The sequence below is a fragment of the Stappia sp. genome, from assembly GCF_048261845.1.
Classification (GTDB): Bacteria; Pseudomonadota; Alphaproteobacteria; order Rhizobiales; family Stappiaceae; genus Stappia.
Genome location: NZ_JBLXFR010000012.1, coordinates 66,673 through 93,611 on the forward strand (window position 1 = coordinate 66,673; position 26,939 = coordinate 93,611).

At 65.3% G+C, this 26,939-nt stretch carries 26 protein-coding genes, 1 tRNA gene and 2 pseudogenes; 17 read left to right on the forward strand and 12 right to left on the reverse strand.

Annotated features, from left to right (window positions below; genetic code table 11):
* Window positions 1-23: 23 nt before the first annotated feature.
* Window positions 24-452, reverse strand: a complete 429-nt coding sequence (locus tag ACN0T5_RS07530; protein WP_417768008.1) for an Hsp20 family protein — start codon at window positions 450-452, stop codon at window positions 24-26.
* A 436-nt stretch (window positions 453-888) separates the two neighbouring features.
* Between ACN0T5_RS07530 and ACN0T5_RS07535 the strand changes: the two genes are divergently transcribed.
* Complete coding sequence (locus ACN0T5_RS07535; protein WP_417768009.1) at window positions 889-1,497, forward strand: hypothetical protein; 609 nt, start codon at window positions 889-891, stop codon at window positions 1,495-1,497.
* Window positions 1,498-1,512: 15 nt separating this feature from the next.
* Window positions 1,513-3,198, forward strand: a complete 1,686-nt coding sequence (locus ACN0T5_RS07540) for a methyl-accepting chemotaxis protein (RefSeq protein ID WP_417768010.1) — start codon at window positions 1,513-1,515, stop codon at window positions 3,196-3,198.
* A gap of 151 nt (window positions 3,199-3,349) precedes the next feature.
* On the opposite strand, the pseudogene ACN0T5_RS07545 reads toward ACN0T5_RS07540, so the two are convergent.
* The 3 genes and pseudogenes from ACN0T5_RS07545 to ACN0T5_RS07555 all read right to left on the reverse strand — a co-directional run.
* Window positions 3,350-3,613 (reverse strand): annotated as a pseudogene (locus ACN0T5_RS07545) (transposase); the annotation flags it as partial.
* A 102-nt stretch (window positions 3,614-3,715) separates the two neighbouring features.
* Window positions 3,716-3,994: pseudogene (locus ACN0T5_RS07550) on the reverse strand (ParB/RepB/Spo0J family partition protein); the annotation flags it as partial.
* A gap of 737 nt (window positions 3,995-4,731) precedes the next feature.
* Entirely contained in the window at window positions 4,732-5,532 is an 801-nt protein-coding gene (locus ACN0T5_RS07555; RefSeq protein WP_417768033.1) for a helix-turn-helix domain-containing protein, read from the reverse strand.
* 192 nt (window positions 5,533-5,724) lie between these two features.
* Between ACN0T5_RS07555 and hisD the strand changes: the two genes are divergently transcribed.
* The 8 genes from hisD (at window position 5,725) to ACN0T5_RS07595 (ending at window position 15,197) form a co-directional block, all read left to right on the forward strand.
* The gene (gene hisD, locus ACN0T5_RS07560; protein WP_417768011.1) at window positions 5,725-7,044 is read left to right on the forward strand and encodes a histidinol dehydrogenase; all 1,320 of its coding nucleotides are present in this window, start codon (window positions 5,725-5,727) and stop codon (window positions 7,042-7,044) included.
* A gap of 37 nt (window positions 7,045-7,081) precedes the next feature.
* Window positions 7,082-8,563 carry a M81 family metallopeptidase gene (locus ACN0T5_RS07565; protein WP_417768012.1) on the forward strand — a complete coding sequence of 494 codons (1,482 nt, stop codon included), beginning with the start codon at window positions 7,082-7,084 and terminating at the stop codon, window positions 8,561-8,563.
* Between the two features lie 116 nt (window positions 8,564-8,679).
* Entirely contained in the window at window positions 8,680-10,263 is a 1,584-nt protein-coding gene (locus ACN0T5_RS07570) for an ABC transporter substrate-binding protein (protein ID WP_417768013.1), read from the forward strand.
* An 81-nt stretch (window positions 10,264-10,344) separates the two neighbouring features.
* Entirely contained in the window at window positions 10,345-11,286 is a 942-nt protein-coding gene (locus ACN0T5_RS07575) for an ABC transporter permease (RefSeq protein ID WP_417768014.1), read from the forward strand.
* Between the two features lie 4 nt (window positions 11,287-11,290).
* Entirely contained in the window at window positions 11,291-12,184 is an 894-nt protein-coding gene (locus ACN0T5_RS07580; protein WP_417768015.1) for an ABC transporter permease, read from the forward strand.
* Window positions 12,185-12,197: 13 nt separating this feature from the next.
* Entirely contained in the window at window positions 12,198-13,178 is a 981-nt protein-coding gene (locus ACN0T5_RS07585; RefSeq protein ID WP_417768016.1) for an ABC transporter ATP-binding protein, read from the forward strand.
* The gene (locus tag ACN0T5_RS07590; protein ID WP_417768017.1) at window positions 13,175-14,167 is read left to right on the forward strand and encodes an ABC transporter ATP-binding protein; all 993 of its coding nucleotides are present in this window, start codon (window positions 13,175-13,177) and stop codon (window positions 14,165-14,167) included. Before ACN0T5_RS07585 ends, ACN0T5_RS07590 begins: the two co-directional genes overlap by 4 nt.
* A 34-nt stretch (window positions 14,168-14,201) precedes the next feature.
* The gene (locus ACN0T5_RS07595) at window positions 14,202-15,197 is read left to right on the forward strand and encodes an aminotransferase class IV (RefSeq protein WP_417768018.1); all 996 of its coding nucleotides are present in this window, start codon (window positions 14,202-14,204) and stop codon (window positions 15,195-15,197) included.
* 105 nt (window positions 15,198-15,302) lie between these two features.
* Here the strand turns inward: ACN0T5_RS07595 and ACN0T5_RS07600 are convergent, their stop codons facing one another.
* Both ACN0T5_RS07600 and ACN0T5_RS07605 read right to left on the reverse strand, forming a co-directional pair.
* Window positions 15,303-15,767: a tetratricopeptide repeat protein gene (locus ACN0T5_RS07600; RefSeq protein WP_417768019.1), complete on the reverse strand. Its 465-nt coding sequence runs from the start codon at window positions 15,765-15,767 to the stop codon at window positions 15,303-15,305.
* A complete protein-coding gene (locus ACN0T5_RS07605; RefSeq protein ID WP_417768020.1) occupies window positions 15,718-15,975 on the reverse strand; it encodes a hypothetical protein in 258 nt (85 codons plus the stop codon). The genes ACN0T5_RS07600 and ACN0T5_RS07605 overlap by 50 nt, the downstream gene beginning before the upstream one ends.
* Before the next feature lie 29 nt (window positions 15,976-16,004).
* Between ACN0T5_RS07605 and ACN0T5_RS07610 the strand changes: the two genes are divergently transcribed.
* Complete coding sequence (locus ACN0T5_RS07610) at window positions 16,005-16,736, forward strand: zinc ribbon domain-containing protein (RefSeq protein WP_417768021.1); 732 nt, start codon at window positions 16,005-16,007, stop codon at window positions 16,734-16,736.
* Between the two features lie 111 nt (window positions 16,737-16,847).
* Here ACN0T5_RS07610 and ACN0T5_RS07615 read toward each other — a convergent pair.
* Both ACN0T5_RS07615 and ACN0T5_RS07620 read right to left on the reverse strand, forming a co-directional pair.
* Window positions 16,848-16,923, reverse strand: a tRNA-Ala gene (locus tag ACN0T5_RS07615).
* Window positions 16,924-17,171: 248 nt separating this feature from the next.
* Window positions 17,172-17,660 carry a TIGR02300 family protein gene (locus ACN0T5_RS07620; protein WP_417768022.1) on the reverse strand — a complete coding sequence of 163 codons (489 nt, stop codon included), beginning with the start codon at window positions 17,658-17,660 and terminating at the stop codon, window positions 17,172-17,174.
* 142 nt (window positions 17,661-17,802) lie between these two features.
* On the opposite strand from ACN0T5_RS07620, the gene aroA reads away from it, so the two are divergent.
* The 3 genes from aroA to rpsA all read left to right on the forward strand — a co-directional run bounded on the left by aroA (window position 17,803) and on the right by rpsA (window position 21,793).
* The gene (gene aroA, locus ACN0T5_RS07625; RefSeq protein WP_417768023.1) at window positions 17,803-19,158 is read left to right on the forward strand and encodes a 3-phosphoshikimate 1-carboxyvinyltransferase; all 1,356 of its coding nucleotides are present in this window, start codon (window positions 17,803-17,805) and stop codon (window positions 19,156-19,158) included.
* Window positions 19,155-19,781, forward strand: coding sequence for a (d)CMP kinase (gene cmk / locus ACN0T5_RS07630; RefSeq protein ID WP_417768024.1), 627 nt, complete (start codon window positions 19,155-19,157; stop codon window positions 19,779-19,781). The genes aroA and cmk overlap by 4 nt, the downstream gene beginning before the upstream one ends.
* Window positions 19,782-20,083: 302 nt before the next feature.
* The gene (gene rpsA, locus ACN0T5_RS07635; protein WP_417768025.1) at window positions 20,084-21,793 is read left to right on the forward strand and encodes a 30S ribosomal protein S1; all 1,710 of its coding nucleotides are present in this window, start codon (window positions 20,084-20,086) and stop codon (window positions 21,791-21,793) included.
* 126 nt (window positions 21,794-21,919) lie between these two features.
* Here rpsA and ACN0T5_RS07640 read toward each other — a convergent pair whose 3' ends face one another.
* Complete coding sequence (locus tag ACN0T5_RS07640) at window positions 21,920-22,306, reverse strand: DUF488 domain-containing protein (protein ID WP_417768026.1); 387 nt, start codon at window positions 22,304-22,306, stop codon at window positions 21,920-21,922.
* A gap of 96 nt (window positions 22,307-22,402) precedes the next feature.
* Window positions 22,403-23,212: a 3-methyl-2-oxobutanoate hydroxymethyltransferase gene (panB, locus tag ACN0T5_RS07645; RefSeq protein ID WP_417768027.1), complete on the reverse strand. Its 810-nt coding sequence runs from the start codon at window positions 23,210-23,212 to the stop codon at window positions 22,403-22,405.
* A gap of 196 nt (window positions 23,213-23,408) precedes the next feature.
* Here panB and sppA point away from each other — a divergent pair, with 196 nt between their 5' ends.
* The 3 genes from sppA to ACN0T5_RS07660 all read left to right on the forward strand — a co-directional run bounded on the left by sppA (window position 23,409) and on the right by ACN0T5_RS07660 (window position 25,173).
* Complete coding sequence (gene sppA, locus ACN0T5_RS07650) at window positions 23,409-24,413, forward strand: signal peptide peptidase SppA (RefSeq protein WP_417768028.1); 1,005 nt, start codon at window positions 23,409-23,411, stop codon at window positions 24,411-24,413.
* Window positions 24,410-24,706, forward strand: a complete 297-nt coding sequence (locus tag ACN0T5_RS07655) for an integration host factor subunit beta (protein ID WP_306028187.1) — start codon at window positions 24,410-24,412, stop codon at window positions 24,704-24,706. Before sppA ends, ACN0T5_RS07655 begins: the two co-directional genes overlap by 4 nt.
* Window positions 24,707-24,819: 113 nt before the next feature.
* Window positions 24,820-25,173: a LapA family protein gene (locus tag ACN0T5_RS07660; RefSeq protein WP_417768029.1), complete on the forward strand. Its 354-nt coding sequence runs from the start codon at window positions 24,820-24,822 to the stop codon at window positions 25,171-25,173.
* 152 nt (window positions 25,174-25,325) lie between these two features.
* Here the strand turns inward: ACN0T5_RS07660 and ACN0T5_RS07665 are convergent, their stop codons facing one another.
* Both ACN0T5_RS07665 and grpE read right to left on the reverse strand, forming a co-directional pair.
* The gene (locus ACN0T5_RS07665; RefSeq protein ID WP_417768030.1) at window positions 25,326-25,949 is read right to left on the reverse strand and encodes a trimeric intracellular cation channel family protein; all 624 of its coding nucleotides are present in this window, start codon (window positions 25,947-25,949) and stop codon (window positions 25,326-25,328) included.
* A gap of 150 nt (window positions 25,950-26,099) precedes the next feature.
* Window positions 26,100-26,762, reverse strand: a complete 663-nt coding sequence (gene grpE / locus ACN0T5_RS07670) for a nucleotide exchange factor GrpE (protein ID WP_417768031.1) — start codon at window positions 26,760-26,762, stop codon at window positions 26,100-26,102.
* Window positions 26,763-26,939 lie beyond the last annotated feature (177 nt).

Sequence of the window (26,939 nt, forward strand, 5' to 3'; positions counted from 1 at the left end):
AACCGGACAGCCGAGACACGGGATCAGTCCCGCGCATCGATCTCGATCCGGCGCACGATGCGCTCGGGCTGCGGGCGGACAAGGTCGATTGAAAGCAGTCCGTCCTTCAGTTCGGCGCCGAGGATCTCGATCCCTTCCGCCAGAACGAAGGCTCTTTGAAACTGCCGTGCCGCAATGCCCCGATGCAGGAAGTGACGAGACTTGTCATCCTCCTGCCGGCCGCGGATCACCAACTGGCTCTCCTCGACGCTGACATCGAGCTGATCGCGGGTAAATCCGGCAACCGCAAGCGTGATGCGGATGGTCTCTCCATGCGTCTCGGTCCTGGGAAGGCGCTCGATATTGTACGGCGGATAGCCGTCATTGGCGCCCTTGCTTACCCGGTCGAGCATCCGCTCGAGATCCTCGAAGCCGAGGAGCAGCGGAGAGGAAAACGCTGACATGCGCGTCATATGCATCAAGCCCTTTTTCAAAGCGGCCCATTTTACAAACGACCCGTCCGCGCGGCGAAGAACCCGAACGCGACCGAGACATTCGAACAGCCGGACCCAGCATGGCATCCGGCAGGGACAGCGTGCCCCGTTGTCGTATATATGGCGACATGCGGCGCCGGATTCAAGAAACGCCAGGGCAGAGACGCAGGCGCCACATCGCCGAAGACGGCAGTCCTGCCTAACGCAACGTCAGTTTTCGTCTGAAAACCGCTCGTCGAAGCAGCGCCTGCAGGAATTACGAATCACCCCATTCGGAAGTGCTCCGTAATTCCTACAGGATAGCCGGTTAACTTATTGATTTCATTAATATGAATTTTTCTTGTCATATTATAAAGGCCTCATTAACCAGCGCGACCGAAGTGTGAAGTGGCCATTGTTCAGACAGGAGCCATACATGCGACGCATCGCCGGTACCCTCATTCTGTCGATCCTTGCCCTGACCGGGTCGGCGGCGGCGGAACCGCCAGCACCCGATGTCGCGGCCCTGATCGACGATGCCTTCATCGCCCAGACCCGCGAGTGGCTGGCCAATCCGATCGTCCCGCTTTCGGTGAAGGCGCAGAACGACCTTCGCGGGAACCTCGACCAGACCGCCATCGATGCACTCGACCAGCAGTGGGTGGCGGAGCGAAAGAGCGACGACAAGCCCCTGATTTCCGCCACGCTGTCAGCCCCGCTGTCGATTTACCTGCTGCGCATCCAGGCGCAGACCCTCGGTCTTTATACCGAGATCTTCGTGATGGACGGGAATGGTCTGAATGTGGGCCAGAGTGCAATCACCGGCGACTACTGGCAAGGCGACGAGGCCAAGTTCCAAAAGACGTTCCCGGCCGGGGCCGACGCGGTCTTCATCGACGAGGCCGAATGGGACGAGGAGCGCAAGATCTGGCGCGCGCAACTCAACCTCGCCCTGACCGATCCCGAGACCGCCAAGCCGATCGGTGCAGCCACGGTCGAGGTCAACCTCACCGAACTGCAGCGTCGCAACTCGCCCGCCAGCTAAATCAGGGACAACGTCATGTTCGCCAAGCTATCGGTTTCGACCAAGGGCGCCATCGCCTTCTCCTGCCTCGCGCTGATCGGCGCCATCGGCGGCGCCATCACCTACACGAAAACCATCACCGCGTCCGAGGCCGTGCAGCAGGCGGAGACCGTCACCTCGATCTCCCGCGAGGCCGACCTGTTGCAGCGGGCCGTCCTCCAGCAGGCACTTTGGGTCAAGAACTTCCTGCTGACCGGAAACCGCGACTGGGTGGGCAAGGTCGAGAACCAGTCGACCGAAGTCTCGACCCGTATCGACGGGCTGGAGGCACGGCTTTCCGGTCTGGACGGCAACCTTGTCAGCCAGGCGGAGATCGTCCGCACGGCCTGGAAGTCCTGGTTCGACAGTTTCGCCAATGAGCAGATCCGGCTGATGCGGGTTCCCGAGACGGTCGACCTCGCGCGGGCGATGGAACTGACCGCAACGGGCGCGAACCTGCTCGCATCGACCTTCGAGGGTGTCGCGGACTTGCAGACAACGCTCAAGGAGCGCGAGAGCGCCCTGCTCGACGTGCAGAGGACGGAACTTGCCTCAGCGCAGATGGTGGCGCTCGGCAGCGGCCTGCTGATCACGCTCTTCGCCGGTCTTCTCGGGTATCTGAACTTCGCGATCGTGTCGCGCCCGCTCGGCCAGCTTGCCGGCGTCGTCCGCAAACTCGCCGACGGCAACACGGAGGAAGAAGTCGACTTCGGCAAGCGCGCCGACGAAATCGGCCAGATGGGCGAGGCGCTCGGTGTGTTCCGCGCCAACCTGATCCGGACCCGCGAACTGGAAGAGGAGACCGAACGTCAGCGGCTCGACACGGCCGAACGGCGGCGCGCCGAGATGGAAGCCGTGGCGAGCAGCTTCGAGGAAACCGTCCTGACCATCACCCGGGAGATGATCAGCGGACTTGAAGCGCTCAATGGTTCGGCGGGATCTCTGGCCGATATCGCCCACGGAACGACGGACCAGGCCCTGTCGGTTTCCTCCGCCTCACAGCAGGCGACCGAGAACGTCAACACAGTCGCAAGTGCGACGGAAGAGCTCTCCGCCTCCATCGCCGAGATCAACGAGCAGGTTCACGCCTCCTCCAAGGTGGTGACCGAAGCCTCCAGCGAGGTCGAACGCTCCAACAACGCTGTCGGGAAGCTGCAGCAGGTGGTGGCCAAGATCGGCGACGTGACCCGGCTGATCACCGACATTGCCGAGCAGACCAACCTGCTGGCCCTCAATGCCACCATCGAAGCGGCACGTGCCGGGGACGCAGGACGCGGCTTTGCGGTCGTCGCCTCCGAGGTCAAGGCACTGGCCGAACAGACGGCCAAGGCGACCGAGGAGATCGACTCGCAAATCTCGGAGATGCGCCAGGCCGCGGACGATTCGATCGTCGCGACGGCGTCCGTCGCCGAGATGGTGAAGACCATTCACCAGCGCACGTCCGCCATGGCGGCTGCGACGGAGGAACAGAACGCGGCAACCAACGAGATCGCCCGCAACGTGGCCGAGGCGGCACGCGGCACCTTGAGCGTCAGCAGTTCGATCGTCGAGGTGTCCAACCAGGCGAACCAGACCGGCGACCTCAGCGCGGAGATGCGTGAGTCGATCCGCGACCTGCATGACCGCTCGAATCGCATGCAGTCGGCGATGAACGAGTTCCTGTCGACGATCCGCGCCGCCTGAACCGGCGCCGAAAACGACGGCCCGCGCCTCTCAAAACGGCCTCCGGCATTCTCGGGGGCCGTTTTCCTGTCCCCGCCGTTCCGCCTGACAAGCGATGACGGTAGCGAGGCGCCATTGGCGAAGGCTGGCCCGCTCTCTGTCCGAGCAAAACCGGAGGCTGCAGCGCGATCGCCGAATGTGGGCGTCGGGTGTTATAGAAGGCCAGATATCGACTAATGCCTGCTCGGGCCTCCGGCACGGTTTTATAGGCGTGGAGATAGACCTCCTCGTATTTGATCGACCGCCAAAGCCGCTCGACAAAGACATTGTCCCGCCATGCGCCCTTGCCGTCCATTGAGATGGCGATGTCAGCCTTCTTCAAGACCGCCGTGAAGTCGATGGATGTGAACTGCGATCCCTGATAGGCGTTAAGCACCGGCTCGATGATACCGGCAATCTCCAGCCCCTCGCCGCGCAGGACGGCAAAGGCCTTGTACTGGTCGATCTCGTCCATCGGCAGACGGGCGATGTTCTCGGTGAGCGAAGCCTCGATCGCGGTGGCATCGTCCCCGTCCTGCATGACGATGACGGGCACGGGGTTGGCAATCCCCTCTGCGGCCAGCGCAGTGAGCGCGGCCAACCGCCGCTGTCCGGCAACGACCTCGTAGCCGTCTGCGCTGGCGCGCACCAGAAGCGGTTGCAGGATGCCGAGCCGCCGGATGGAGGGAAGCAGGTCGGCGATCTCCTTGCCGCCTCTCTTGCGGACATTGACCCGCGAGGGGGACAATTGATCAAGGGTAAGGTGAATGAGTTTCATGGGGGTAGTCTCCTGTCGGTTGGGGGTTGAAGGCACGACCCCGAAGGGCCGCGCATGAACCCCTGGCCAGCGCGAGCGTCCCCAGACCAGACAAATAGAAACATCGCCGCCGCCGACAGGCGGGCGGCGGCGACGCAAGGGACGGTCGTACCGAAAGGCGGGGCGGCCAAAGACGAACCGTGCAACGGCGCGTCACGCGGTCCGGGCCACACGGGAGACGGGCAGCTGAGCACCGCGAAGCGCACCCGGCGAAGGAGCGGGCCCGCCCGGACTTCGGCTATTGGCGGAGAGCCCCGCCGTCGGTGCAAGCCGGAACACGGGGATCACGCGCGCAACCGGCGCGCAGGAGAACACCGGTCAGGCGGCGACAGACCGCCTGCCTAACCACAAGACTACCACCCCAACCACATGCCGGCCGCCTTGCGGCCGTCCACTCTCCCGCCCAGGGATCGTCACCCGCATGGGCCGAAACCCGCAGCGCCCGGCCAAGGGGTTCGGTCGCGAGGGGCGCAGCCCCAAGCGATAGAGCCCGGTCCGAAGGAGGGTGCCTGTTCATGCTCCACGCATTTCCAATGCGGGTGATCGCCGGGCGGTCACCGATGGTGCCGAGACTGTGGCGCGAAACCACATAAGTGTTTGAGAGACAGGGAGAGCCCAAGAAAAAATGTAAATCTCATGTGAAAGGCGAGCCGTTGCGGTCTCACTTCAGGCCTCCGGTGCGCACGGAAGCAACCGGTTCACAGGATGATCATGTCCTCCTTCGAGGTCAGGAACTCCCGCACCTCGAACGGGATCTGCGGATCGTTGCGGTCGAGCACCGTCGAGCGCTTCAGGTCCTCGCGCTGCAGCAGCCCCTCTCCGCGATACTGGAGTACCACGCGGGTGGAGAACGGCTGGCGCAGCATCGTCGCCGCGATGCCGTTGGTCACGCCGAACAGGTAGCGCCGCGAAGAGCGGTCCTGCGAGGCGAAGATCGACATGGTCAGCTCGTTGCGCTGGGCGCTCTCGTAGTCGATCGCAAAGATGCGCCCCGCGAGCGGCATCGTCATCCCGTGATACTTGAAGACGTAGTCGGCCTTGTCGGGCGTGTCGTAGGCCGGGAACCGCTCCACGTAGTAGTGCATCAGCAGCGAGCCGTGCCGATAGATGCAGAAGGCCGCCCGCAGGATCCGGCCGGGATAGATGCTGGAGAAGTGATAGCGGTCGTACCGGCCCAGCAGTTCACCGCCCTGCGGCCCGTCTCCTCTCATCGCGTGATCGAGAAAGTCCATCGCCTTGGGGGCGCTGCGCAACTCGTCGAGCACTCGGGGATAGTTGCCGTCCATCAGCGAGACGAACTGCTCGTGCGGCATTTCCAGCGTCGGCTGCGTCACGCCGAAGTATTGCGCAATCCGACGCAGGTTTGTCGCCGACGGCCTGTGCAGTCCCGCCAGGTACTTGTTGAACTGTTGGCGGTTCACCCCCGTTGCACGGCAAACATGTGAAACGGACCCTTTGCTATCGCACAGGTAGCGGAGGTTTCGAGGTAGTCCGTCCATCTTCCCGCCATCGCTCACGATGCTTCACCCCGCCGCTCGAGAATGCGTCACTTCGCGTCAGATTATCTGCAAGTGCGAAATTGTCGATAGGCCGGGCGGTCGACATACTCGGCTGGACAGGACGGATGCAGGCGGCCGCAGGGAGAGCAGATCCGACTGCGCAAGGCGGCCGACCAGAGGAACCTTCTAGCGATGGCGATCAGACTCAAGGCGGCGGCCGGCGGCGAACAATCGTTCGACAACCCGGACCTCACGGCCAAAGTGCACCAACTTCTTGCCATGGTGGAGCGGGGCGGCGATGCGGCTGTCCGGGAGCTGGCAAAGCGTTTCGACGGCCTGGAGCGCGACAGCTACCGGCTTTCTTCGGGCGAGATCGCCGCCTGCATCGACCAGATGACGCACCAGCAGCGCGAAGACATGGAATTCGCGCAGGAGCAGGTGCGCAACTTCGCCCGCGTCCAGCGCGACGCCATCCACGACACAGAGGTGGAGACCCTGCCCGGTGTCACGCTCGGCCACCGCAACATCCCTATCTCCAATGTCGGCTGTTACGTTCCGGGCGGCAAATACCCTCTGCTCGCCTCGGCGCACATGTCGATCCTGACCGCACGTGTTGCCGGCTGCGACCGGATCATCACCTGCGCGCCGCCGTTCGACGGGCGTCCGGCGCCGCTGATCGTCGCCGCCCAGCATCTGGCGGGCGCCGACGAGATCTACGTCCTCGGCGGCGTCCAGGCGATTGCCGCCATGGCGTTCGGCACCGAGAGCATCGAGCCGGTCGACATGATCGCCGGCCCCGGCAACGCCTTCGTCGCGGAAGCCAAGCGCCTGCTGTTCGGGCGCATCGGCATCGACCTCTTCGCCGGTCCGACCGAGACGCTGCTGATCGCCGACGAGACCGTCGACGGCGAGCTTTGCGCCACCGACCTGCTCGGCCAGGCGGAACACGGCACCAACTCGCCGGCAGTCCTGATCACCGACAGCGAAAAGCTCGCCCGTGACACGCTGCGCGAGATCGACCGGCTGCTGGAGATCCTGCCGACGGCCGGGATCGCGGCGAAAGCCTGGGCGGATTTCGGCGAGGTCATCCTGTGCGACAGCCGCGAGGAAATGCTCGCCGAGGCCGACCGGATCGCCTTCGAGCATGTCCAGGTGATGACGCGGGACGACAATTATTTCTTCCGCAATCTGAAGAACTTCGGTTCGATGTTCGTCGGCCCGCGCACCACGGTTGCCTATGGCGACAAGGTCATCGGCACCAACCATACGCTGCCGACCATGCGCGCAGCCCGCTATTCCGGCGGCTTGTGGGTCGGTAAGTTCCTGAAGACCTGCACCTATCAGCGGATCGACAGCGACAGCTCCTCCGCCCTGCTGGGCGAGAAATGTTCGCGCCTGTGCATGATGGAAGGCTTCGCCGGCCATGCCGAACAGGCAAATGTCCGCGTCCGCCGCTACGGCCGGCGCAATGTTCCCTACGCACAGGCTGCCGAACCCCTTTCCGCCTCCTGAGCCGGAATGCCCCATCACCTGCAGAACGGGACGAGCAATGAAAGTCGCTGTCATCAGCTTTGAATTCGAAGGGAACACGTTTTCCCTGACGCGGGCCGGGCACGGCGAATTCTCCCGGCGGCTTCTGGCCTTCGGCGCCGATGTGCTGCCGGCGATCGAGGGGCGTGCACTCGCGCTGACCGGCGGCTGCGACGTGCTGCGCCAAGCGGGCGCCGAGCTGCTGCCCATCGTTGCCGCCTATGGCGGTTCGGGCGGCGCAGTCGAGGACGCCTTCTTCGACGAGATCCATGCCGCGATCCGCGACGGCCTGTCCGGCGCGGGATCGCTCGACGGCGTCTATCTCGCCCTGCACGGCGCGATGATCTGCGAGAGCCGGCCGGATCCGGAAGGCGACATTCTCGCGCTGGTGCGCGGCATCGTCGGCAAGGGTGTTCCCATCGCCGCCAGCTTGGACCTGCATGCCAATGTCACGCAGCAGAAGGCCGACAATGCCGACATTCTCGTCGGCTACGAGACCTACCCGCATGACGACGTCTACTCCACCGGCGAGCGCGCCGCCCGGCTTCTTGTCCGCACCATCCGTGGCGAGATCTCGCCCAAGCTCGCCATCCGCCGCATCAATGCCTTCGTGCCGGTGATCGGCGGGGCCACTGCCGAAGGCCAGCCGATGGGTGAGGTGCGCAAGCTGGCCCGCGAGATGGAAGCAGCCGGCGAGGCACTGTGCGTCAGCTACTTCCCCGTCCAGCCCTGGCTGGACCTTGCCGATATCGGCATCTGCGGACTGGCGGTGACCGACGGCGACGACGCCGGCGCGCAAGCCGTCGCCACCCGGATTGTCACCGAGATGTGGAACCGGCGGAACGACTTCTACCTGCCGGAAAGGGACGCCGACGATGCCGTCCTGGCGGCCCGGAACTTGCCCGGGCCGGTGATCCTGGTGGATTCCCCCGACTGCGTCGGCGGCGGCTCTTCGGGTGACCTGCCGCAAGTTCTTGATGCCCTGATGCGCTTTGCCCCCGACCTGCCCTCGGCCATCCTGATGGTGGACCCGCAGGCCGTCGAGACGGCCATCGCCGCCGGCGTCGACGCCACCGTGCAGGTGACGGTCGGGGCCGGCAAGGACAAGCGGTTCGGGGCTCCGGTTCCGGTCGAGGCACAGGTGGAGCGGATCGGCGACGGCCGGTTCAGCTACGACGGCGGCCCGATGGCCGGCCCGTCCGGAAACATGGGCCCCTGCGTGGTCCTGCGCCACCGCGAACTGCGCATCCTCGTCGCCAGCTTCCCGACCTACGACTACGGCGACGAGCAGTACCGATCGATGGGCATCGACTGGCGCCAGCTGCGGATCGCGGTTTTCAAGAACCCGATGAACTTCCGCAACCTGCTGGGCCCGGGCATCGCGTTCGTCGGCGTCGACGGCAAGGGGCCGACCGCCGCCCGGCTCGAGCGGCTCGACTGGCATGTCAAGCAGCGCCCGTTCTGGCCCTGCGACGACTTCGAGGCTCCCCCTTTCATGTGAACGAACGTCGTCCGCTCGCGCCCTTGCCTCACGGGGAGAGCGGACCGGCGGCAGCAAGCTCCGGCGAAAAGCCGGGGAACAAAAACAAGAATTCGTTGGGAACAGAGGATCACGACATGATCAACAGACGCGACATGATGAAGGCTGGCGCGGCGATGCTGGGAACGGCAATCGTCGCCCGTCCCGGCTGGGCCCTGGCCAATGCCGGCAAAACCCTGAAATTTGTGCCCCAAGCCAATCTTTCCATTCTCGACCCCGTCTTCACGACGGCGGCGGTGAGCGTGACCCATGGTTACTGCGTGTTCGACACGCTCTACGGCGTCGACAACAATCTCGAGCCGCACCCGCAGATGGCCGAGGGCGCGACCGTCTCGCAGGACGGGCTCGAATGGCTCATCACCTTGCGTGACGGCCTGGTCTGGCACGACGGCGCACCGGTGACCGCCGCCGACTGCGCCGCCAGCCTCGACCGCTGGAGCCAGCGCGACACGTTCGGCCAGTCACTGCGCGATGCGACAGTGGCCTTCGAGGCGGCGGACGACAAGACCATCCGCATCCGCCTGAAGCGGGCCTTCCCGCATCTTCTGTCCGCCATCGGCAAACCGCACTCCTCGCCGGCCATGATGATGCCCGAGCGGATCGCCAAGACACCGCCGACGGAAGCCGTCACCGAGATGATCGGCTCCGGCCCCTACCGCTTCATCGCCGAGGAGTACGTCTCCGGCAGCCGCGTCGTCTACGAGAAGTTCGAGGGCTACGTGCCGCGCTCGGAGCCGGCGGAATGGACCTCGGGCGGCAAGCTTGCCAAGTTCGACAGGATCGAGTGGCACATCATCCCCGATGCGGCCAGCGCTACCGCGGCCCTGCAGAACGGTGAGGTCGACTGGATCGAGATCGCCCTGCCGGATCTCCAGCCGCTGCTGGACGCCGCACCGAACGTCACTGTCCAGCGTCAGGACCCGACGGGCTTTGCCGCCTACATGCGCTTCAACTCGCATGTCGCCCCGTTCAACAATCCGAAGCTGCGCCGGGCCGTTCTGGCGGCGGTCGACCAGGCCGTCTACATGAACTCGATCACCGGCAGCAACCCGGACAACTGGTCCGACTGCAAGAGCATGTTCCCCTCCACCATGCCGGGCGTCCTGTCCGACGACTGGGGCATGATGCCGGCCGATCTTGAGGCGGCCAGGCAGCTGGTGGCCGAGTCCGGCTATGCCGGGGAGAAAGTCGTCATCCTGCATCCGACCGATATGGCCAACCTTGCGCCGCATGGCCTCATCACCGCCGACCTGCTGGCCAAGCTCGGGCTGAATGTCGAGCTTCAGGCGATGGACTGGGGCACCGTCACCCAGCGCCGCCAGTCGAAGGAACCGGTCGAGAACGGCGGCTGGAGCATCTTCCACACCAACTGGCCCTCCGCGTCGATCTCGAACCCGGCAACCAACGCCAACGTACGCGGCAAGGGCGAGGCCGGTTGGTTCGGCTGGTACGACGACGCGGCCCTGGAACAGGGCGTCAACGACTGGCTGTTCGCCTCCGATCCGGCTGTCGCCAGGGAAGCTTTCGAACGCGTGCAGAAGCTCGCGATGGAAGGCGCGCCGGTCGTCCCGCTCGGCGTGTTCTACGTCAACAGCGGTCTGTCGAACGAGCTCTCCGGCGTCATTCCCGGCTCAGCCTCGTTCTTCTGGAACGTCGCCTGACGCGGAATGATCCGCCCCGGCAGGCGCCTCCCCGTGCCCCTCGCGGCACGCGGGGGGCGCCCACCCTGAACGGAGCGACGCATGGGAAGCTATATCCTCAAACGGATTCTCGCGACGATCCCGGTCATCGGCATCGTCGCCCTGATCGTTTTCAGCCTTCTGTTCCTGACCCCCGGCGATCCGGCGGCGGTGATGGCGGGCGACCAGGCGACACCCGAGCAGATCGCCAGCATCCGCCAGAGCCTTGGTCTCGACCAGCCCTTCGTTCCCCGCTTCCTGACCTGGGCGGGCAACGTCCTGTCCGGCGACCTGGGCAGTTCGGTCTTCACCAGGCAGCCGGTCACCACGATGATCGGGCAGCGGATCGAGCCGACCCTGTCGCTGATGGTCCTGACCATCGGTTTCGCGGTCCTGGTGGCAGTGCCGATCGGCGTCGTCGCGGCTTACCGGCAGAACAGCCTGCTCGACAATGTCATCATGGCCGGAGCCGTGCTCGGCTTCTCCGTGCCGGTCTTCGTGCTCGGCTACCTGCTCGCCTGGATCCTGGCGCAGAAGCTGCAACTCCTTCCCGTCCAGGGCTACCGACCGATCGCCGAAGGTGTGTGGCCTTGGCTGCGCCACATGATCCTGCCGGTCCTGTCGGTCAGCGGCGTCTACATCGCACTGATCGCGCGCATCACCCGCACCACCATGCTGGAAGTGCTGAACCAGGACTACATCCGCACCGCCCGCGCCAAGGGCGCCGGCGAGCTCGCCGTCCTGTTCCTGCATGCGCTTCGCAACGGCTCGGTGCAAATCGTCACGGTCATCGGTCTCGGCGTCGCGCTGCTCATCGGCGGTGCGGTGGTGACGGAAAGCGTCTTCTCGCTCCCCGGCCTCGGCCGGCTCACGGTCGATGCGATCCTGCAGCGCGACTATCCGGTGATCCAGGGCGTGATCCTGCTGTTCAGCCTCGTCTATGTCCTCGTCAACCTGCTGGTCGACCTCAGCTACGTGCTGCTCGACCCGCGCATCCGGTACTGACGCCATGAGCGATGCAACACATCCGCAGCAGGCACGGCCGCTGCCGGACCTGTTCGAAACGATGCCCGACCACTCGAAGCTGGCCATTCTGGTCCGCCGCTACCCGGCGATGTGCCTCGGCCTCGTCCTGCTCGCCGCGGTCTTCTTGATGGCGGTCTTCGCGCCGCTGCTGGCCACCGCCGATCCGGTCGCGCTGAACGTCGTCCCCCGCCTCACCTCCCCGTCGGAAGCCGCCTGGTTCGGTGCTGACATGCTCGGGCGCGACGTCTATTCGCGCGTCGTCTACGGGGCCCGCGTCTCGCTCGTGGTCGGCTTCAGCGTCGCGCTCATCGCAACCGCAGCCGGCCTTGCCATCGGCATGCTGGCCGGCTTTGTGCGCCCGCTCGACGGCGTGATCATGCGGGTGATGGACGGGCTGATGGCCATTCCCTCAATCCTGCTCGCCGTCGCCTTCATGGCGCTGATCGGCAGTTCGGTCGGTAACGTCATCCTCGCCATCACCGTGGCCGAGATCCCGCGCGTCGCAAGGCTCGTGCGGTCCACCGTGCTGACCCTGCGCGAACAGGCCTATGTCGATGCGGCGATCACCTCCGGCACCCGCACGCCGGCGATCATCTTCCGCCACATCCTGCCGAACGCGGTGCCGCCGGTGATGGTGCAGGCGACCTATATCTGCGCCTCCGCCATGGTGATCGAGGCGATCCTGTCTTTCATCGGCGCCGGCACTCCGCCGACCATCCCGTCCTGGGGCAACATCATGACCGAGGGTCGGGCCCTGTGGCAGGTCAAGCCGCATATCGTGGCGTTTCCGGCCGTTTTCCTGTCGCTGACGGTGCTGGCGGTCAACCTCGTCGGCGACGGCTTGCGGGACTATCTCGACCCGCGCCAGGCGAAGTGAGGGGGACCCGCACATGTCTTTGCTGAAGATAGCGGATCTGCAGATCCACTTCCGGACCCCCGGCGGCGTCAACCGCGCCGTCGACGGCCTCTCGCTCGAGGTCGACGCCGGCGAGACCGTGGCGATCGTCGGCGAATCGGGATGCGGAAAGTCCGTGACCTCCCTGTCGATCCTGCGCCTGCTGCCACAGGCCTCGACCCGGATCGGCGGCCGCATCCTGTTCCGCGGCGAGGATCTCCTGCACCGCTCCCAGCGCCGCATGCGGCAGGTGCGCGGCGGCGAGATCGGCATGATCTTCCAGGAGCCGATGACCTCGCTCAATCCGGTCTGGACCGTCGGCCGGCAGATCGAGGAAGCCCTGCTGCTGCACGAGAACATGAGCCGGGCGCAGGCGCGTAAACGGGCGGTCGAGTTGCTGCGGGAAGTCGGCATCTCCTCGCCGGAACACCGGGTCGGCCAGTATCCGCACGAGCTGTCCGGCGGCATGCGCCAGCGGGTGATGATCACCATCGCCATGGCCTGCAACCCGGCCCTGCTGATCGCCGACGAACCGACGACCGCGCTCGACGTGACGATCCAGGCGCAGGTCCTCGACCTCATGCGGCACCTTCAAAAGCGCCGCGGCTCCGCCGTCCTGATGATCACGCACGATCTCGGGGTCGTCGCCGAGTTCGCCGAGCGGGTCGTGGTCATGTATGCCGGCCGCAAGATCGAGGAAGCCCCGGTCGGGCCGCTCTTCGCCCGGCCCATGCATCCCTATACCGGCGGCCTGCTGGCGGCCGTGCCCAAGATCGGTTCGGCCCGCGGCTCGCACAGGAGCAGGCTCGCGGAAATTCCCGGCAGCGTGCCCGATCTCAGGCTGCGTCACGAAGGCTGCATCTTCGCCCCGCGCTGCGCCAGGGTGCAGGACACCTGCCGCACGGTGGCCCCGGCGCTGCTCCCGCAGGGCGAAGGACATTCGGTCGCGTGCCACTATCCGCTGGAGGCCGCATGAGCGAGCGAACCAACGACGCCATTCTCGAGGTCCGCGACCTCCAGATGCACTTTCGCCTGCGCAGCGGGCTGTTCGGCAGTTCGACCAGGACCGTCAAGGCGGTGGACAAGGTCGACTTGGAGATCCGGCGCGAGCAGACCCTGTCGCTCGTCGGCGAATCCGGATGCGGCAAGACCACCGTCGGCCGCTGCATCATCGGCCTGCAGAAGATCTCCGGCGGCGAGATCCGGCTCGACGGACAGCGCATCGACGATCTCGGCGCGGCGCAACTGCACCCGTACCGCCGCCGCATGGGCATGGTGTTCCAGGATCCCTTCTCCAGCCTCAATCCGCGTCAGCGCGTGAGCGAGCTCGTCGCCGAACCGATCCGCAGCCTGAAGCTGCTGCCCGCCGGCAAGATCGCCGGCCGGGTGGAGGAACTGCTCGGGCTGGTCGGCCTTCCGGCTGGGTCCAGCCGGCGTTGGCCGCACGAGTTTTCCGGCGGCCAGCGGCAGCGCATCTGCATCGCCCGCGCACTTGCCGGCGAGCCGGACCTGCTGATCTGCGATGAAAGCGTCTCCGCGCTCGATGTCTCCGTGCAGGCGCAGATCATCAACCTCCTGTGCGACTTGCAGACGCGGCTCGGCCTCGCCATCCTCTTCATCAGCCACGATCTTGCGGTCGTCGAGCATCTCTCCCACCAGGTGGCCGTGATGTATCTCGGGCGCATCGTCGAGAAGGGGCCGCGCGACCGTGTCTTTTCCAGGCCCGGCCACCCGTATACGCAGGCCCTGCTGTCCGCCGCGCCCGTCCCCGACCCGGCAGCCTCCGACCGCCGCATCATCCTGCAGGGCGACGTGCCCAGCCCCACCGCTCCGCCGCCGGGCTGCCGGTTCAGCACCCGCTGCCCGCATGCCTTCGACCGTTGCCATGTCGAGGAGCCCGCAATGACGGCGCTGGAGGAAGGCGCCGCCGCCTGCCATCTCCTGGAAAACGAATCTACCGCTTGAAATGATGACGCCGATTTTTGGGAAGGAAACAGACATGAGCTTGCAGGACACCAGGCCCTCGCTGGACTGGCCGGAACCGGGCCAGGGCGCGCAGACATGCGCACCGCTGCCCGGCTTCGAGAAGGGCTCCGCCTTCATCGACGGACGGATCGTCCCCATCGAGGAGGCGCGGATCCCGCTGCTCGACTGGGGCTTCCTGCGCTCCGACGCGTTCCAGGAAACCGTTTCGGCGTGGAACGGCAAGGTGTTCCGCCTCGACGATCATCTCGCCCGTTTCAGCCGCTCCGGCGAGCGGCTGCGCATGCCGATCCGCTACGAGCCGGCGCAGATCCGCGAGATCATCCACGCGCTGGTACGGGTCTGCGGCTACGACAAGGCCTATGTGCAGATCATCAACACACGCGGGCGTCCGCCCATCGGCAGCCGCGACCTGCGCCTGTGCGAGAGTCGCTTCCAGGCGTTCTGCATGCCCTACATGTGGCTCAAGCCGCCGGAGCTGCAGTCGCTGGGCATGAGCCTGCACATTTCCTCGCGTCTACGCGTTCCTCCCGCCTCCGCCGACCCGCTGGTCAAGCACTATCACTGGCTCGATTTCGAGATGGGCCTGCTCGACGCCTATGACGCGGGGTGCGAGACCGTCGTCCTGACAGACGGCGACGGCAATGTGGTGGAAGGGCCGGGCTTCAACATCTTCGCCACCGTCGACGGCACACTGGTGACCCCGGCGCGCAACATGTTGGACGGCATGACCCGCCGCACGGTGCTGGAACTGGCGCGACAGCTAGGCCTTCCCGTCGAGGAGGCGCCGCTGTCGCCAGAGATGGTGCGCGGTGCGTCGGAAGTGTTCCTGACGACCACTGCCGGCGGCGTCGTTCCGGTGACCTCGGTCGACGGCAAGGCGGTCGCCAACGGGGCACCGGGCAACTTCACCACCCGGCTCCACGCCGCCTACTGGGCACTGCGCGAGGACGGCGTCATGGGCGACCCCATCGACTATTCTGCCGCCACTCCACAGGAGTGGCTCGGCTGATGCGTCGATGGCGAAGGCGACATACACGAAGCCCTGCCAAGTGGCCACGGAGGTGAAACCGAGAGCCCCGCCGGGAGGGACCCAATGGGAGGCGCGCAGCGGGCCTCACGAGCGCGCCTCCTCTTCGGAATCCGCCTCGACGCCAGTGCCGCCTTGGTAGCAGGCGCCGAGGTTGAGCATGGCAACAGTTTCTCCGGCCTCCGCCGCCTTGCGGTACCAGCGAAACGCCTCCCTAAAATTCACCTTGACGACCGTGCCCCTTGCATAGCAGACGCCAAGATTGAATATCGCGGTCTCGTGTTCGGCTTCGGCAACGTTCTTTGTCAGGGCAAAACCGGCTTCTGCGTTCTTATCGAAGCAAATACCATTTAATTTGCAATATCCTAGCAGGGAATGCGCCTTTAATTTTTCATCCACTAGCGCCGCCGCCTCGCATTGCTCCAGCAGTTGCAGTGAAACCGTCTGGCAATTTATCTCAAACAGCCCCGACATCATCACCGCGCTGGCCGCGCGAGCGGCGTCATCCGGCAAGGGAAAGGGAGTGTTCAGCAGTTCGCGGGTTTCCCGCACGGAGCGGGAAATCCTGAACACAGCGCTGCAGACAGGCCGAGAAGCGCGCGGGGCTGCATTTCCATGCCGCTTCACATAGGTCTTCCGTCTCAATGAAGCCGCCGTTCAGAGAGGAAAGCACAAACCACTCGCCGAGAATGTCCGGCTGCAGCGGCCAGACGATGCCGGCGAGAGGGACGCCCGTTCCGCGCGGTGTGTCGATGATCACGTTGGTCCGCTCAAGCGTTCCTCGATCGAATGTGGCAAGCCACTCCTGCGGCAAACGCTGTCGCCTTCGCCTGCGGCCGGCTGGAGAGTGTTGCCGAGGCAAAGCGCTTCCTGGAAAGCCAGCCCGCCTATCCGCGCGACCATCGCGGCGAGGTGCACTTCGAGCGCGTCGCCGAGCTGCTCAACCGCATGCTCTATGCCGGAAATATCGAGGTGCCCAAATGGGGCATGTCCTTCATTCCGGCCAAACACGAGCCCCTGGTGTGTCTTGCTACCTGGCAGCGGGCGCAGGAGCGGCTCAAGGGCACGCCCAAGGCTCCCGTGCGCAAGGACCTCAACGAGGACTTCCCGCTGCGCGGCTTCGTCTGCTGCGCCTCCTGCAACCAGCCGATGACCGCCTGCTGGTCGAAAGGCCGCACCAAGCATTACGCCTACTATCTCTGCGACACACGCGATTGCCCGGATCGCCGAAAATCAGTGCGACAGGAGATCATCGAGGGCGAGTTCGAGACGCTGCTGGCCGCGCTCAAGCCGAGCGCGCATCTCTTCCACGCGATCTACGAGATGCTGCGCGATCAGTGGAACGACCGCCTTGCCCGCAGCGAGGAGATGGCCCGTGCCGTTGCCGGCGAGCTGCAGCGCGTCGAGGTGAAGGTGCGTCAGCTGGTCGACCGGGTGACGGGAGCCAGCACCAGCGCGCTCGCGGAAGCCTACGAAGCGCGTCTTGGCGGGCTGTATGATCGCAAGGCCGTGCCGAGCTAAAAGGGTGCCCTCACCTGCACGCCGCAGGCATCACATGCGGAAACGTGTCGAACCGCCAAAGCTGCTTTGAGGATCAAACTGCCGAGGGACAAAACCCTGCAAGGGGAAGACTGGTGGAGCCAAGGGGAATCGAACCCCTGACCTCTTGAATGCCATTCAAGCGCTCTCCCAACTGAGCTATGGCCCCGTCTTCCAGATTTTCTCCGAAACACCTTCAAGCACTCCCTGGAAGAGGCTGTCACGCTTTCGGAAAATCGCGGCGCGGCGTTTGGGTCTGCCGTGCCGATGCGGGCGGAAAATACGTCTTCCGCCCTTCAAGTCAAGCGGAATAATCCGCTCGTTCAAACATCGCCCGCCGGAAACCACTACGACTGTGGACAAACTCCGGTTGCCGTCGCTGGTGCCAACGCCGCGCGGGGCGGCGATGGCGCCGTTTCAGCGGTCCGTGTCCTCGTCGTCGCGCTCGACAACGATGCCAGGGACTTCATCGTCTTCCTCGTCCTCATCATCGATGAAAACGTCATCGACAGAATCATCGTCGTCGATGTCTTCCTCGTCGTCGTCCGCATCGACCGAAACCGCTGCATCGCCCTCGGTTTCGGCGTCGGCCTCCTCGAGGCTGACCAGCTCGGCGCCGTCATCCTCGGCCTCGACGTCGTCGTCCTCGTCTTCCTCTACCGCCGCCGCCTTGGCCGCTGCCTTCACGCGCATCGCCTGGGAAAGGACGAAGACCGTGCCGCATTTCGGACAGGTAATCGGATCGCGATTGAGATCGTAATATTTCGCGCCGCAGCCGCCGCACAGCCGCTTGGTGCCAAGTTCGGGTTTCGCCACGGTTCCAACCCTTGTCTTTTTCGATAATCGGGCGTTCGCATATAGGCTGCCCGACGTCATGTCAAAGCCTAATCCGGCCTGCTTCGTCAAACGCTTTGTGACCTTTGCCCAAAAGCTCTCGGGAAGCCGGTTCAACAGTGGCACCCGGCCTGGAACGGCCACGGTGACGTATCGGTTCCAGCATGATACGAGATGCGACGCAACACTTGGCCTGCAAGCTCCGGATCGCAACATGTCCCATTCCACTTCCGTCGCGCCGATGGTGGCGCGCTCAGGCAGCGCGCTGAAGGGCCGGGTCACCGTACCCGGCGACAAATCAATTTCTCACCGTTCGCTGATGCTGGGCGCCCTCGCAGTGGGCCGCACCACCGTGACCGGCCTGCTGGAATCGGAAGATGTCCTGAACACAGCAGCCGCGATGCGCGCCTTCGGGGCCAGGATCGACCGGGACCCCCTCGGCGTCTGGACTGTCGATGGCGCGGGGCTTGGCAGCCTTGTCGAGCCGGAGACGGTGATCGACTACGGAAACGCGGGCACCGGCGTCAGGCTGGCGCTCGGCCTTGCCGGAACACACCCGATCGCCACCACTTTCATCGGCGATGCGTCCCTTTCACGCCGTCCTATGGGCCGGGTGCTCGAGCCGCTGCGCCAGATGGGCGCGCGCATCATCGCTCGTTCGGGCGACCGGCTGCCGCTGTCCGTGCGCGGTCCGGGAACGGCAGCACCGATCACCTACCGGGTGCCGGTCCCGTCCGCCCAGGTGAAGTCGGCGGTCCTGCTGGCCGGCCTCAACGCACCCGGACAGACGACGGTGATCGAGCCGATCCCGACGCGCGACCACACCGAACGCATGCTGATGGGCTTCGGCGCGGCAATCAACGTCGAGGCCGACGGCTCGGGCGGACGCATCATCACCGTCACCGGACAGGGCGAGTTGCAGCCGCAGGACATCACCGTGCCGGCGGACCCCTCGTCCGCCGCCTTCCCGATCGTCGCAGCGCTGATCACGCCGGGTTCCGACGTGACGGTCGCCGACGTGCTTCTCAACGAGCACCGGACCGGCCTGCTGACGTCGCTGCAGGAAATGGGAGCCGATCTCGTCATCGAAAACATCCGCGAGACCGGCGGAGAAAAACTTGGCGACATCCGCGTCCGCCATTCGGCCTTGAAGGGCATCACCGTGCCGGCCGAACGAGCCCCCTCGATGATCGACGAATATCCGGTCCTGGCCGTGGCCGCCGCCTTCGCGGACGGGTCAACGACGATGCTGGGGCTGGAGGAACTGCGCGTGAAGGAGTCCGATCGCCTGGCCGCCGTCGCGGCAGGTTTGCGGGCCAACCGCATCGATTGCGAGGAAGGCGAAACGAGCCTCGTCGTGCATGGCCGGCGCAGCGAGATCGGCGGGGGCACGGTCGCCACCCATCTCGACCACCGCATCGCCATGAGCTTCCTGGTTCTCGGCCTCGCCGCGGATGCACCGGTGACCGTCGATGACGGCGCGGTGATCGCCACCAGCTTCCCGACCTTCCAGGAACTGATCCGGGAACTCGGCGGCGACCTCTCCCCGGCGGAGGTAAAGGCAGCATGATCATCGCCATCGACGGGCCGGCCGCGTCCGGCAAGGGAACCCTTGCCCGCCGGCTGGCGGCGCATTACGGACTGCACCATCTCGACACCGGGCTGACCTACAGGGCGGTGGCAGCCGCCCTTCTGGCCCGCGGCCTGCCACTTGGCGACGAGGCCGTCGCGGTGGCCACGGCCCGCAACCTGGACCTGTCCAGACTCGACCGAGACGTGCTGTCGGCCCACGAGATCGGCGAGGCGGCGTCGCGCATCGCCGTTCTTCCGGGGCTTCGCGAGGAACTCGTGCAGTTGCAGCGCCGGTTCGCAATGGAACCGCCTGGCGCCGTTCTCGACGGACGCGACATCGGCACGGTCGTGTGTCCGGATGCCGACGTGAAACTGTTCGCCACGGCGAGCGCCCGGGAGCGCGCAAAACGGCGGACCATGGAGCTCGAAGCCAAGGGCAAGCCAGCCGATTTCGACAAGGTCCTCGCTGACCTGGAGCGCCGGGACCAGCGCGATGCCAGCCGGACGGTGGCTCCGTTGAAGGCCGCGGACGATGCGCACTTGCTCGACACATCGGAAATGGATATAGAAACGGCGTTCAAGGCGGCTGTGGATATCGTCGATAGCGTGTACGCGGAGTAGCGGACACGATCTCGGCGTTTTTTCCATGGCCTGTGCCGGATTGCCCGCCTTCGGGCGGCAACCGGCAGGATCGCGGGCGCGGTCCGGTCTTTGACCGGACATCCGGCGACCTTGGCGATTATTCGAGAGTGCGGTTTCACCGTTCGCCTCGCCGGCCCGCCGGATCCCTCGTCCCCGCGCAAGATGCGGACACGGGGGCCCACGCGGATGCATCGTCCAGAGCGACGTTGCCGGAAGGAGGAACCGCCAGGAGCAACACAAACCCGCCGGCGAAGAGCCATGTTTGGCTGCCAGGAGTTTCGATGAACAGTTTGAATCCCACACGCGACGAGTTCGCCGCCCTTCTCGAGCAGAGCTTCGAGGAGCAGGAGCACTATGAAGGCTCCGTGATCACCGGCACCGTCATCGCCATCGAGAAGGATCTCGCGGTGATCGACGTCGGCCTGAAGGTCGAAGGCCGCGTCGCGCTCAAGGAATTCGGCGTCAAGGGCCGCGACGGCGACGATGCCGGCGTGTCCGTCGGCGACAAGGTCGAGGTCTATCTGGAGCGCGTCGAGAACGCGCTCGGCGAGGCCGTGCTGTCGCGTGACAAGGCACGTCGCGAAGAGAGCTGGATCCGTCTCGAGGTCGCCTTCGAGGCGAACGAGAAGGTCACCGGCCAGATCTTCAACCAGGTCAAGGGTGGCTTCACCGTCGACCTCGACGGCGCCGTGGCCTTCCTGCCGCGCTCGCAGGTCGACATCCGTCCCGTGCGCGATGTGGCTCCGCTGATGCACACGCCGCAGCCGTTCCAGATCCTGAAGATGGACAAGCGCCGCGGCAACATCGTCGTGTCGCGCCGTGTCGTTCTGGAAGAAACCCGCGCCGAACAGCGTTCGGAGCTGGTCCAGAGCCTCGAGGAAGGCCAGGTCATGGAAGGCGTGGTCAAGAACATCACCGACTACGGTGCGTTCGTCGACCTCGGCGGCATCGACGGCCTCCTGCACGTCACCGACATTGCCTGGCGCCGGATCAACCATCCGAGCGAAGTGCTGGCCATCGGCCAGACCGTCAAGGTGCAGATCATCCGTGTCAACCAGGACACGCACCGCATCTCGCTCGGCATGAAGCAGCTCGAGGCCGATCCGTGGGACGGCATCGAGGCGAAGTACCCGGTCGATGCCAAGTTCACCGGCCGCGTGACCAACATCACCGACTACGGCGCGTTCGTGGAACTGGAGCCGGGCATCGAAGGCCTGATCCACGTTTCCGAGATGTCCTGGACCAAGAAGAACGTCCATCCGGGCAAGATCGTCTCCACCTCGCAGGAGGTTGAGGTGATGATCCTGGAAGTCGACCCGGTCAAGCGCCGCATCTCGCTCGGCCTGAAGCAGACGCTTCAGAACCCGTGGGAGGCCTTCGCCGACAAGTTCCCGGTCAACACCGAGGTCGAGGGCGAGGTCAAGAACAAGACCGAGTTCGGCCTGTTCATCGGTCTCGACGGCGACGTCGACGGCATGGTCCACCTGTCCGATCTCGACTGGAACCGTCCGGGCGAGCAGGTCATCGAAGAGTACAAGAAGGGCGACATGGTTCGCGCCATCGTGCTCGACGTCGACATGGACAAGGAGCGTATTTCGCTCGGCATCAAGCAGCTCGGCGGCGATCCGTTCGACACTGCAGCCGCCGGCGAACTGCGCAAGGGTGCCATCATCACCTGCGAAGTGACCGAAGTGAAGGACGGTGGCCTGGAGGCGAAGATCGTCGACTCCGACATCACCACCTTCGTCCGTCGCGCCGACCTGTCGCGTGATCGTGCCGAACAGCGCCCCGAGCGCTTCTCGGTCGGCGAGAAGTTCGACGCCCGCATCACGCAGTTCGACAAGAAGACCCGTCGCGTTTCGGTCTCCATCAAGGCGCTGGAAATCGCCGAGGAGAAGGAAGCTGTCGCGCAGTACGGCTCGTCGGACTCCGGCGCGTCGCTCGGCGACATTCTCGGTGCGGCCCTCAAGGCCCGCGAGACCGACGACTGATCAGGCCACACGGCCCGAGCAAAAAGCGAGACCCCGGCCGCAAGGCCGGGGTCTTTTCGTTTCAGGAGCGCCGCTTCGACAGCTCTTATCGGCAACGCCACTTCCGGAGGCAACCGGAACCCCGCGTCACTCGACATCCGCCCCGCGCTCGGCAAGCAGCGCGCGCAGAACCGAGCGATGACAGCGATCCTCGTCCTCGCAGTAGCAACCGAGTGAAAAATTCGCGGAGCGTGACAGGAGCGCCAGCATGTCCAGCAGGCGGGCCGGGGTCGCTTCCGCCATCTCCCTGCGGAACGCCTTGACGAAGGCCTGCCAGTCCTTGTCCGTGTCGACGGCCCTCGCTTCGGTGACAAGGCCAGCGCTCGGGGACAGTTCGGGAAGCCAGGTGTCGTACCAGTTGCCGGATGCGTGATCCTCTTTGCGAACACCGCGCGGCGGGCGGCGCACGGTTCCAATGCGCGGTCCTTCACCGGCTGTCCTGGCACTCCCCAGCCGCACGATCCTGACGCTCATCGTGTGATCTCCCTCATCCACCCGCGAGCATGACACGGGCACCTCCCGCGTTGAAGGGAGAGCCCGTCCATCCGTGTCGTCGTCGGCACGCCGGCGTCAGTTGCCGTAGCAGTGCTCCGGCGCCGGATAGGCACCGCTCCTGACCTCATCGGCGAACGCGCGGAAAGCTTCGGCGACACTGCCCCGGCCGGCGAGATAGTCCTTCACGAAACGGGCCTTGCGGCCGCTCGTGACGCCAAGCATGTCGTGCATGACAAGGACCTGCGCGTCGGTGGCCGGTCCCGCGCCGATGCCGACCACCGGCACGCGGGCGGCCTGCGTCACGGCCGCGCCAAGACTGTCCGGCACGCATTCGAGCAACAGCAGACGGGCGCCGGCCTCCGCCAGTACGGCCGCATCCTCCCGGATGCGCCGCGCCGCCGCCTCGTCACGACCCTGGAGCCTGAATCCCCCGAGCATGTCCGCAGTCTGGGGCGTCAGCCCGAGATGGGCGCAAACCGGAATTCCGCGGTCGGTCAGATGGCGTACGGTCTCCGCCAGCCATCCGCCGCCCTCGATCTTGACCACGTTTGCCCCGGCCTGCATCAGCCGGGCCGCGTTCACAGCCGCGTCGACAGGCGTGTTCGCGGCGGCGAAAGGCAGGTCGGCGACCAGAAGGGGGCGTTGCTCGCAGGTCTCGACGCCGCGCGCAACACAGGCCGTGTGGTAGATCATGTCGTCCATCGTCACGGGAAGCGTCGACCCCCGTCCCTGTACGACCATGCCAAGGCTGTCGCCGATCAGCAGCGTCTCGATGCCCGACACGGCCGCAACCTGCGCGAAGGACGCGTCATAGGCGGTCAACATGGCAAAGCGACGCCCCTCCGCCTTGGCCTTGTCGAGTGTGGAAAGCGTGAACTGCGGCATCCTGGCGCCACCCCCATGTTTCAGGACTTCCGTCCATCGACCGGAACGGATCAGAGCCAAGTTGCAGACGCCGCAGCGTAAAGCAATGCCGCGAGCGTTCACCCAAAAGCATTATTCGTGGAAAGTCGGGCTTTTCATTCAGGTCCCGCCAATGTAGCGATAGGCACCCGAGCGACGAGACGGAAAGGCTTTGTCCATGTCCTTCGATGCGGATGCGATAGTTGACCGACGGCGATTGCGCCGAAAGGTCGTGTTCTGGCGCATCGCCGCCTTCCTTCTGGCCGCGATCGCGATCGTTGGCGGCATTGCCTGGGCCGGCGGTTTCGGCCCCCTGTCGAAGCGGTCGATGCATATCGCCCGGGTTGGCGTCAGCGGGGTCATCATCGACGACCGCGCAAAGCTGAAGATGATCCGGCAACTGACCGAAAACGACCGCGTTGCGGCGGTGATCATCGACATCAATTCGCCCGGCGGCTCCACCGTCGGTGGCGAGGCGCTTTACCAAGCCTTGCGCGAGCTGGCCGAGAAGAAGCCTGTTGTTGCCCAGATCGGAACGCTTGGCGCCTCTGCCGGTTACATGACGGCGATTGCCGCCGATCATATCGTAGCGCGCCATACCTCGCTCACCGGTTCGATTGGCGTCTATATCCAGTACGGGAATATTGGCGGTCTCCTCGACACGATCGGCGTGAAGGTCGACGTGGTTCGTTCCGGCCCGTTGAAGGCCGAGCCGAACTTCCATTCCGACACGCCCCAGGCCGTGCGCGACAATCTGCAGGCAGTGATCAACGACAGCTACGAGTGGTTCGTCGCCCGGGTGGCAGAGCGTCGCAAGATGGACGAACAGGCTGTCCGCGGCGTCGCCGAGGGCGGCATCTATTCCGGCGAGGCGGCCAAGCGCCTCGGCCTTGTCGATGCCCTCGGCGGCGAGGAGGCGAGCATCGCCTGGCTGGAGAAGGATCGCGGCGTGAGCCCCGACCTCCCGGTCGTCAACTGGTCGAGCAACGGGGAACTGGACGGCCTGCCCTTCGCCGCCCGGATCGCCAAATGGGTCGGCAGCGGCCTTGCGGACGGTATCCTGGAGACTGTCAAGGGCGCCAACAGCATTGTGCCGGAAGGGGTTGCGCTTGACGGTGTCGTATCCGTTTGGCACGCTCAAGCCGCGACGGAAGGTCTCGACCGGACAGGGAGACACGAATGATCAAGTCGGAACTGGTGCAGCGGATTGCCGAACAAAATCCGCATCTCTACCAGCGTGACGTCGAAAACATCGTCAATGCCATTCTCGACGAGATCACCGATGCCTTGAGAAGCGGCAACCGGGTCGAGTTGCGCGGCTTCGGCGCGTTTTCGGTCAAGAACCGCCCGGCACGAACCGGGCGCAATCCCCGGACCGGGCAAAAGGTCGATGTCGACGAGAAATACGTGCCCTTCTTCAAGACGGGGAAGGAAATGCGCGAGCGGCTCAACGACGGCGACGGCTCCGAGGACTGACAGACAGAAACCGGGACAGGCCTGTCGCGCCCGCGCGACATGGCGACTGCGGTTGATCGGCGGAAGGATGGCGCGCGGCGCCTGTTTTCTGACGCCTGGACGGGAGACTTCCTTTGACACGCTTTTTGAAGAACCTTGTGTTGCTGCCGATCGCGCTGGTTCTGATCGCACTGGCGGTGGCCAACCGGCACGACGTGCGCCTGTCGCTGGATCCGTTCTCGTCCGCCGAGCCGGCAGTGAGCCTCCAGGCACCGATGTTCTGGTTCCTGTTTGCAGCGGTCGCCTTCGGGGTCTTCGTCGGCGGCGTCGCATCCTGGGCAGCCCAGGGGAAGTGGCGCAAGGAAGCCAGGGTCAAGCGCCGCGAGGCCGATCGCTGGCACCAGGAAGCCGACAAGCTGAAATCGCAGCAACAGCCGAAAAAGGCCGGCACCGCGCTCGCTGCCCCCGCCTCCCGTTCCGCCGCCTGATTGCAGGTCGTCCCGGGACCCTTGCGAAGCAGCGTGGTCAACGCTTCTGCGGCGAGACCGGGAAACCGCCCGACTGATCCTTCGCCCGGGGATCACGGGAGCGGAGCCTTACCCGCTTTTTGCGGGCAGCCGCGCCCAAGGTATGGCGCGCCTCAGTCTCCCCGGTCCTCCGGCGGTCGATAGGGCGGCAGGCACCAGCCCCGCATGATCGCCCCTCCCCGCAACAGCAGCGCGGCACAGACCCCGCCCAGTGCGGCAGGCCAGGCAGGCGTTCCCAACACCCAAAGACCGACATAGACCCCGGCCCCGGCAAAGGCGGATGTCAGGTAGATCTCCGGCTTGACCAGGGCCGAGGGCTGTCCGGCGATGGTGTCGCGTATGATGCCGCCAAAGGTCGCGGTGGCGACACCCATGAGGACTGCAACGATGGAGGGATGACCAAGGCTCAGCGTCTTGGCCGCTCCCATGACGGAGTAGGCCGCCAGACCAAGGGCATCGGCCCAGCGCAGCGGTTTGCTGAGCTTTTCCACGAACGGGGCCAGAAACCACATCGCTCCTCCGATGGCGATGCAGACGACCAGATAAATCTGATTCTCGACCCAGAAAACCGGCGCATCCAGCAAAAGGTCGCGCAGCGTTCCGCCGCCGACGCCGGTGAAGACGGAGAAGAACACGAAGGCAAGACAGTCGAGGCGCAGCCGCGAGGCGACAATCGTCCCGGTGATCGCGAAAACCGCCACACCGAGAAAATCGAGAATCTGAAGCATCATGATCATGACCGGGTGCCAATCCAGGCGGCGATGTGACGGGCGAACTTCCGCGGACCTCCCGGTCCAGCAGATCATGCAGGCATGAGGGAGGCCCTCCTGCAAGCAAAAACGCCGGCCAGAGGCCAGCGTTTTCGGTTCACGTCCCGGGGACTGCCCTCAGGCGGTCCGGTCAACGGTCGAGCCGGGCTCGGAAGCAGCGCCCGGCGACTCTTCCGGCCGGCGTTCCTTGGGACCGCCCTTGGAAACGCCAACAAGTGCGGGGCGCAGGACCCGCTCGCCGATCATGTAGCCGGATTGCATGACCTGCACGACCGTATTGTTGGGCACCTCGGTATTGGGCACCTCGAACATCGCCTGGTGGAAGTTCGGATCGAATTTCTCTCCGGCCGGGTCGATCCGCTTGACACCGTTCTTCTCGAGCTGGTTCAGCATCTCCCGCTCGGTCATTTCGACGCCCTCGATCAGAGCGCGCATGGCATCGTCGGCCGCCGCCCGCGTCTCGTCGGACACGGCTTCGAGGGCGCGACGCAGATTGTCGCTGACAGCCAGCATGTCCCGCGCGAAACCCGATGCCGCATACTGGCGTGCGTCGCGGACGTCCTTGTCCGTGCGGCGGCGGAGGTTTTCCATCTCCGCCATGGTGCGCAGCACCCGGTCCTTGAGATCCGCGTTCTCGGCAAGCAGGGCCTCCGTCGGATCTCCGTCCCGTTGCTCATCGGCAAGCGCATCGGCCGCGGCCGCCTCTTCGGCTGCCGTCTCGGGATTGACGTCGGATTCGTTGTTTGTCTCGTTCATCGTCTTTCCGGCACTTTCAGTCATTCCGGCATACCGGTCCGGGACAGGGGCCCGGACCGGAGCGTAGTTGTGCACGACCCGCCATGTTCAAGCAAGGATCGCGCGAATCGCACGCCGCCGAAGAAGACAGCACGCAGCTCACGCGATTCGCCAAAGTCGTTCGGTCGCCGGCGCAACCAGACCCAAGATGCGGTCTCGATC

Bases quoted from the DNA above. Each gene is read 5' to 3' on its own strand.
- ACN0T5_RS07530 (WP_417768008.1), bottom strand. From the start codon at position 452: ATGACGCGCATGTCAGCGTTTTCCTCTCCGCTGCTCCTCGGCTTCGAG.
- ACN0T5_RS07535 (WP_417768009.1), top strand. From the start codon at position 889: ATGCGACGCATCGCCGGTACCCTCATTCTGTCGATCCTTGCCCTGACC.
- ACN0T5_RS07540 (WP_417768010.1), top strand. From the start codon at position 1,513: ATGTTCGCCAAGCTATCGGTTTCGACCAAGGGCGCCATCGCCTTCTCC.
- ACN0T5_RS07555 (WP_417768033.1), bottom strand. From the start codon at position 5,532: ATGGACGGACTACCTCGAAACCTCCGCTACCTGTGCGATAGCAAAGGG.
- hisD (WP_417768011.1), top strand. From the start codon at position 5,725: ATGGCGATCAGACTCAAGGCGGCGGCCGGCGGCGAACAATCGTTCGAC.
- ACN0T5_RS07565 (WP_417768012.1), top strand. From the start codon at position 7,082: ATGAAAGTCGCTGTCATCAGCTTTGAATTCGAAGGGAACACGTTTTCC.
- ACN0T5_RS07570 (WP_417768013.1), top strand. From the start codon at position 8,680: ATGATCAACAGACGCGACATGATGAAGGCTGGCGCGGCGATGCTGGGA.
- ACN0T5_RS07575 (WP_417768014.1), top strand. From the start codon at position 10,345: ATGGGAAGCTATATCCTCAAACGGATTCTCGCGACGATCCCGGTCATC.
- ACN0T5_RS07580 (WP_417768015.1), top strand. From the start codon at position 11,291: ATGAGCGATGCAACACATCCGCAGCAGGCACGGCCGCTGCCGGACCTG.
- ACN0T5_RS07585 (WP_417768016.1), top strand. From the start codon at position 12,198: ATGTCTTTGCTGAAGATAGCGGATCTGCAGATCCACTTCCGGACCCCC.
- ACN0T5_RS07590 (WP_417768017.1), top strand. From the start codon at position 13,175: ATGAGCGAGCGAACCAACGACGCCATTCTCGAGGTCCGCGACCTCCAG.
- ACN0T5_RS07595 (WP_417768018.1), top strand. From the start codon at position 14,202: ATGAGCTTGCAGGACACCAGGCCCTCGCTGGACTGGCCGGAACCGGGC.
- ACN0T5_RS07610 (WP_417768021.1), top strand. From the start codon at position 16,005: ATGTGGCAAGCCACTCCTGCGGCAAACGCTGTCGCCTTCGCCTGCGGC.
- aroA (WP_417768023.1), top strand. From the start codon at position 17,803: ATGTCCCATTCCACTTCCGTCGCGCCGATGGTGGCGCGCTCAGGCAGC.
- cmk (WP_417768024.1), top strand. From the start codon at position 19,155: ATGATCATCGCCATCGACGGGCCGGCCGCGTCCGGCAAGGGAACCCTT.
- rpsA (WP_417768025.1), top strand. From the start codon at position 20,084: ATGAACAGTTTGAATCCCACACGCGACGAGTTCGCCGCCCTTCTCGAG.
- ACN0T5_RS07640 (WP_417768026.1), bottom strand. From the start codon at position 22,306: ATGAGCGTCAGGATCGTGCGGCTGGGGAGTGCCAGGACAGCCGGTGAA.
- panB (WP_417768027.1), bottom strand. From the start codon at position 23,212: ATGCCGCAGTTCACGCTTTCCACACTCGACAAGGCCAAGGCGGAGGGG.
- sppA (WP_417768028.1), top strand. From the start codon at position 23,409: ATGTCCTTCGATGCGGATGCGATAGTTGACCGACGGCGATTGCGCCGA.
- ACN0T5_RS07655 (WP_306028187.1), top strand. From the start codon at position 24,410: ATGATCAAGTCGGAACTGGTGCAGCGGATTGCCGAACAAAATCCGCAT.
- ACN0T5_RS07665 (WP_417768030.1), bottom strand. From the start codon at position 25,949: ATGATCATGATGCTTCAGATTCTCGATTTTCTCGGTGTGGCGGTTTTC.
- grpE (WP_417768031.1), bottom strand. From the start codon at position 26,762: ATGACTGAAAGTGCCGGAAAGACGATGAACGAGACAAACAACGAATCC.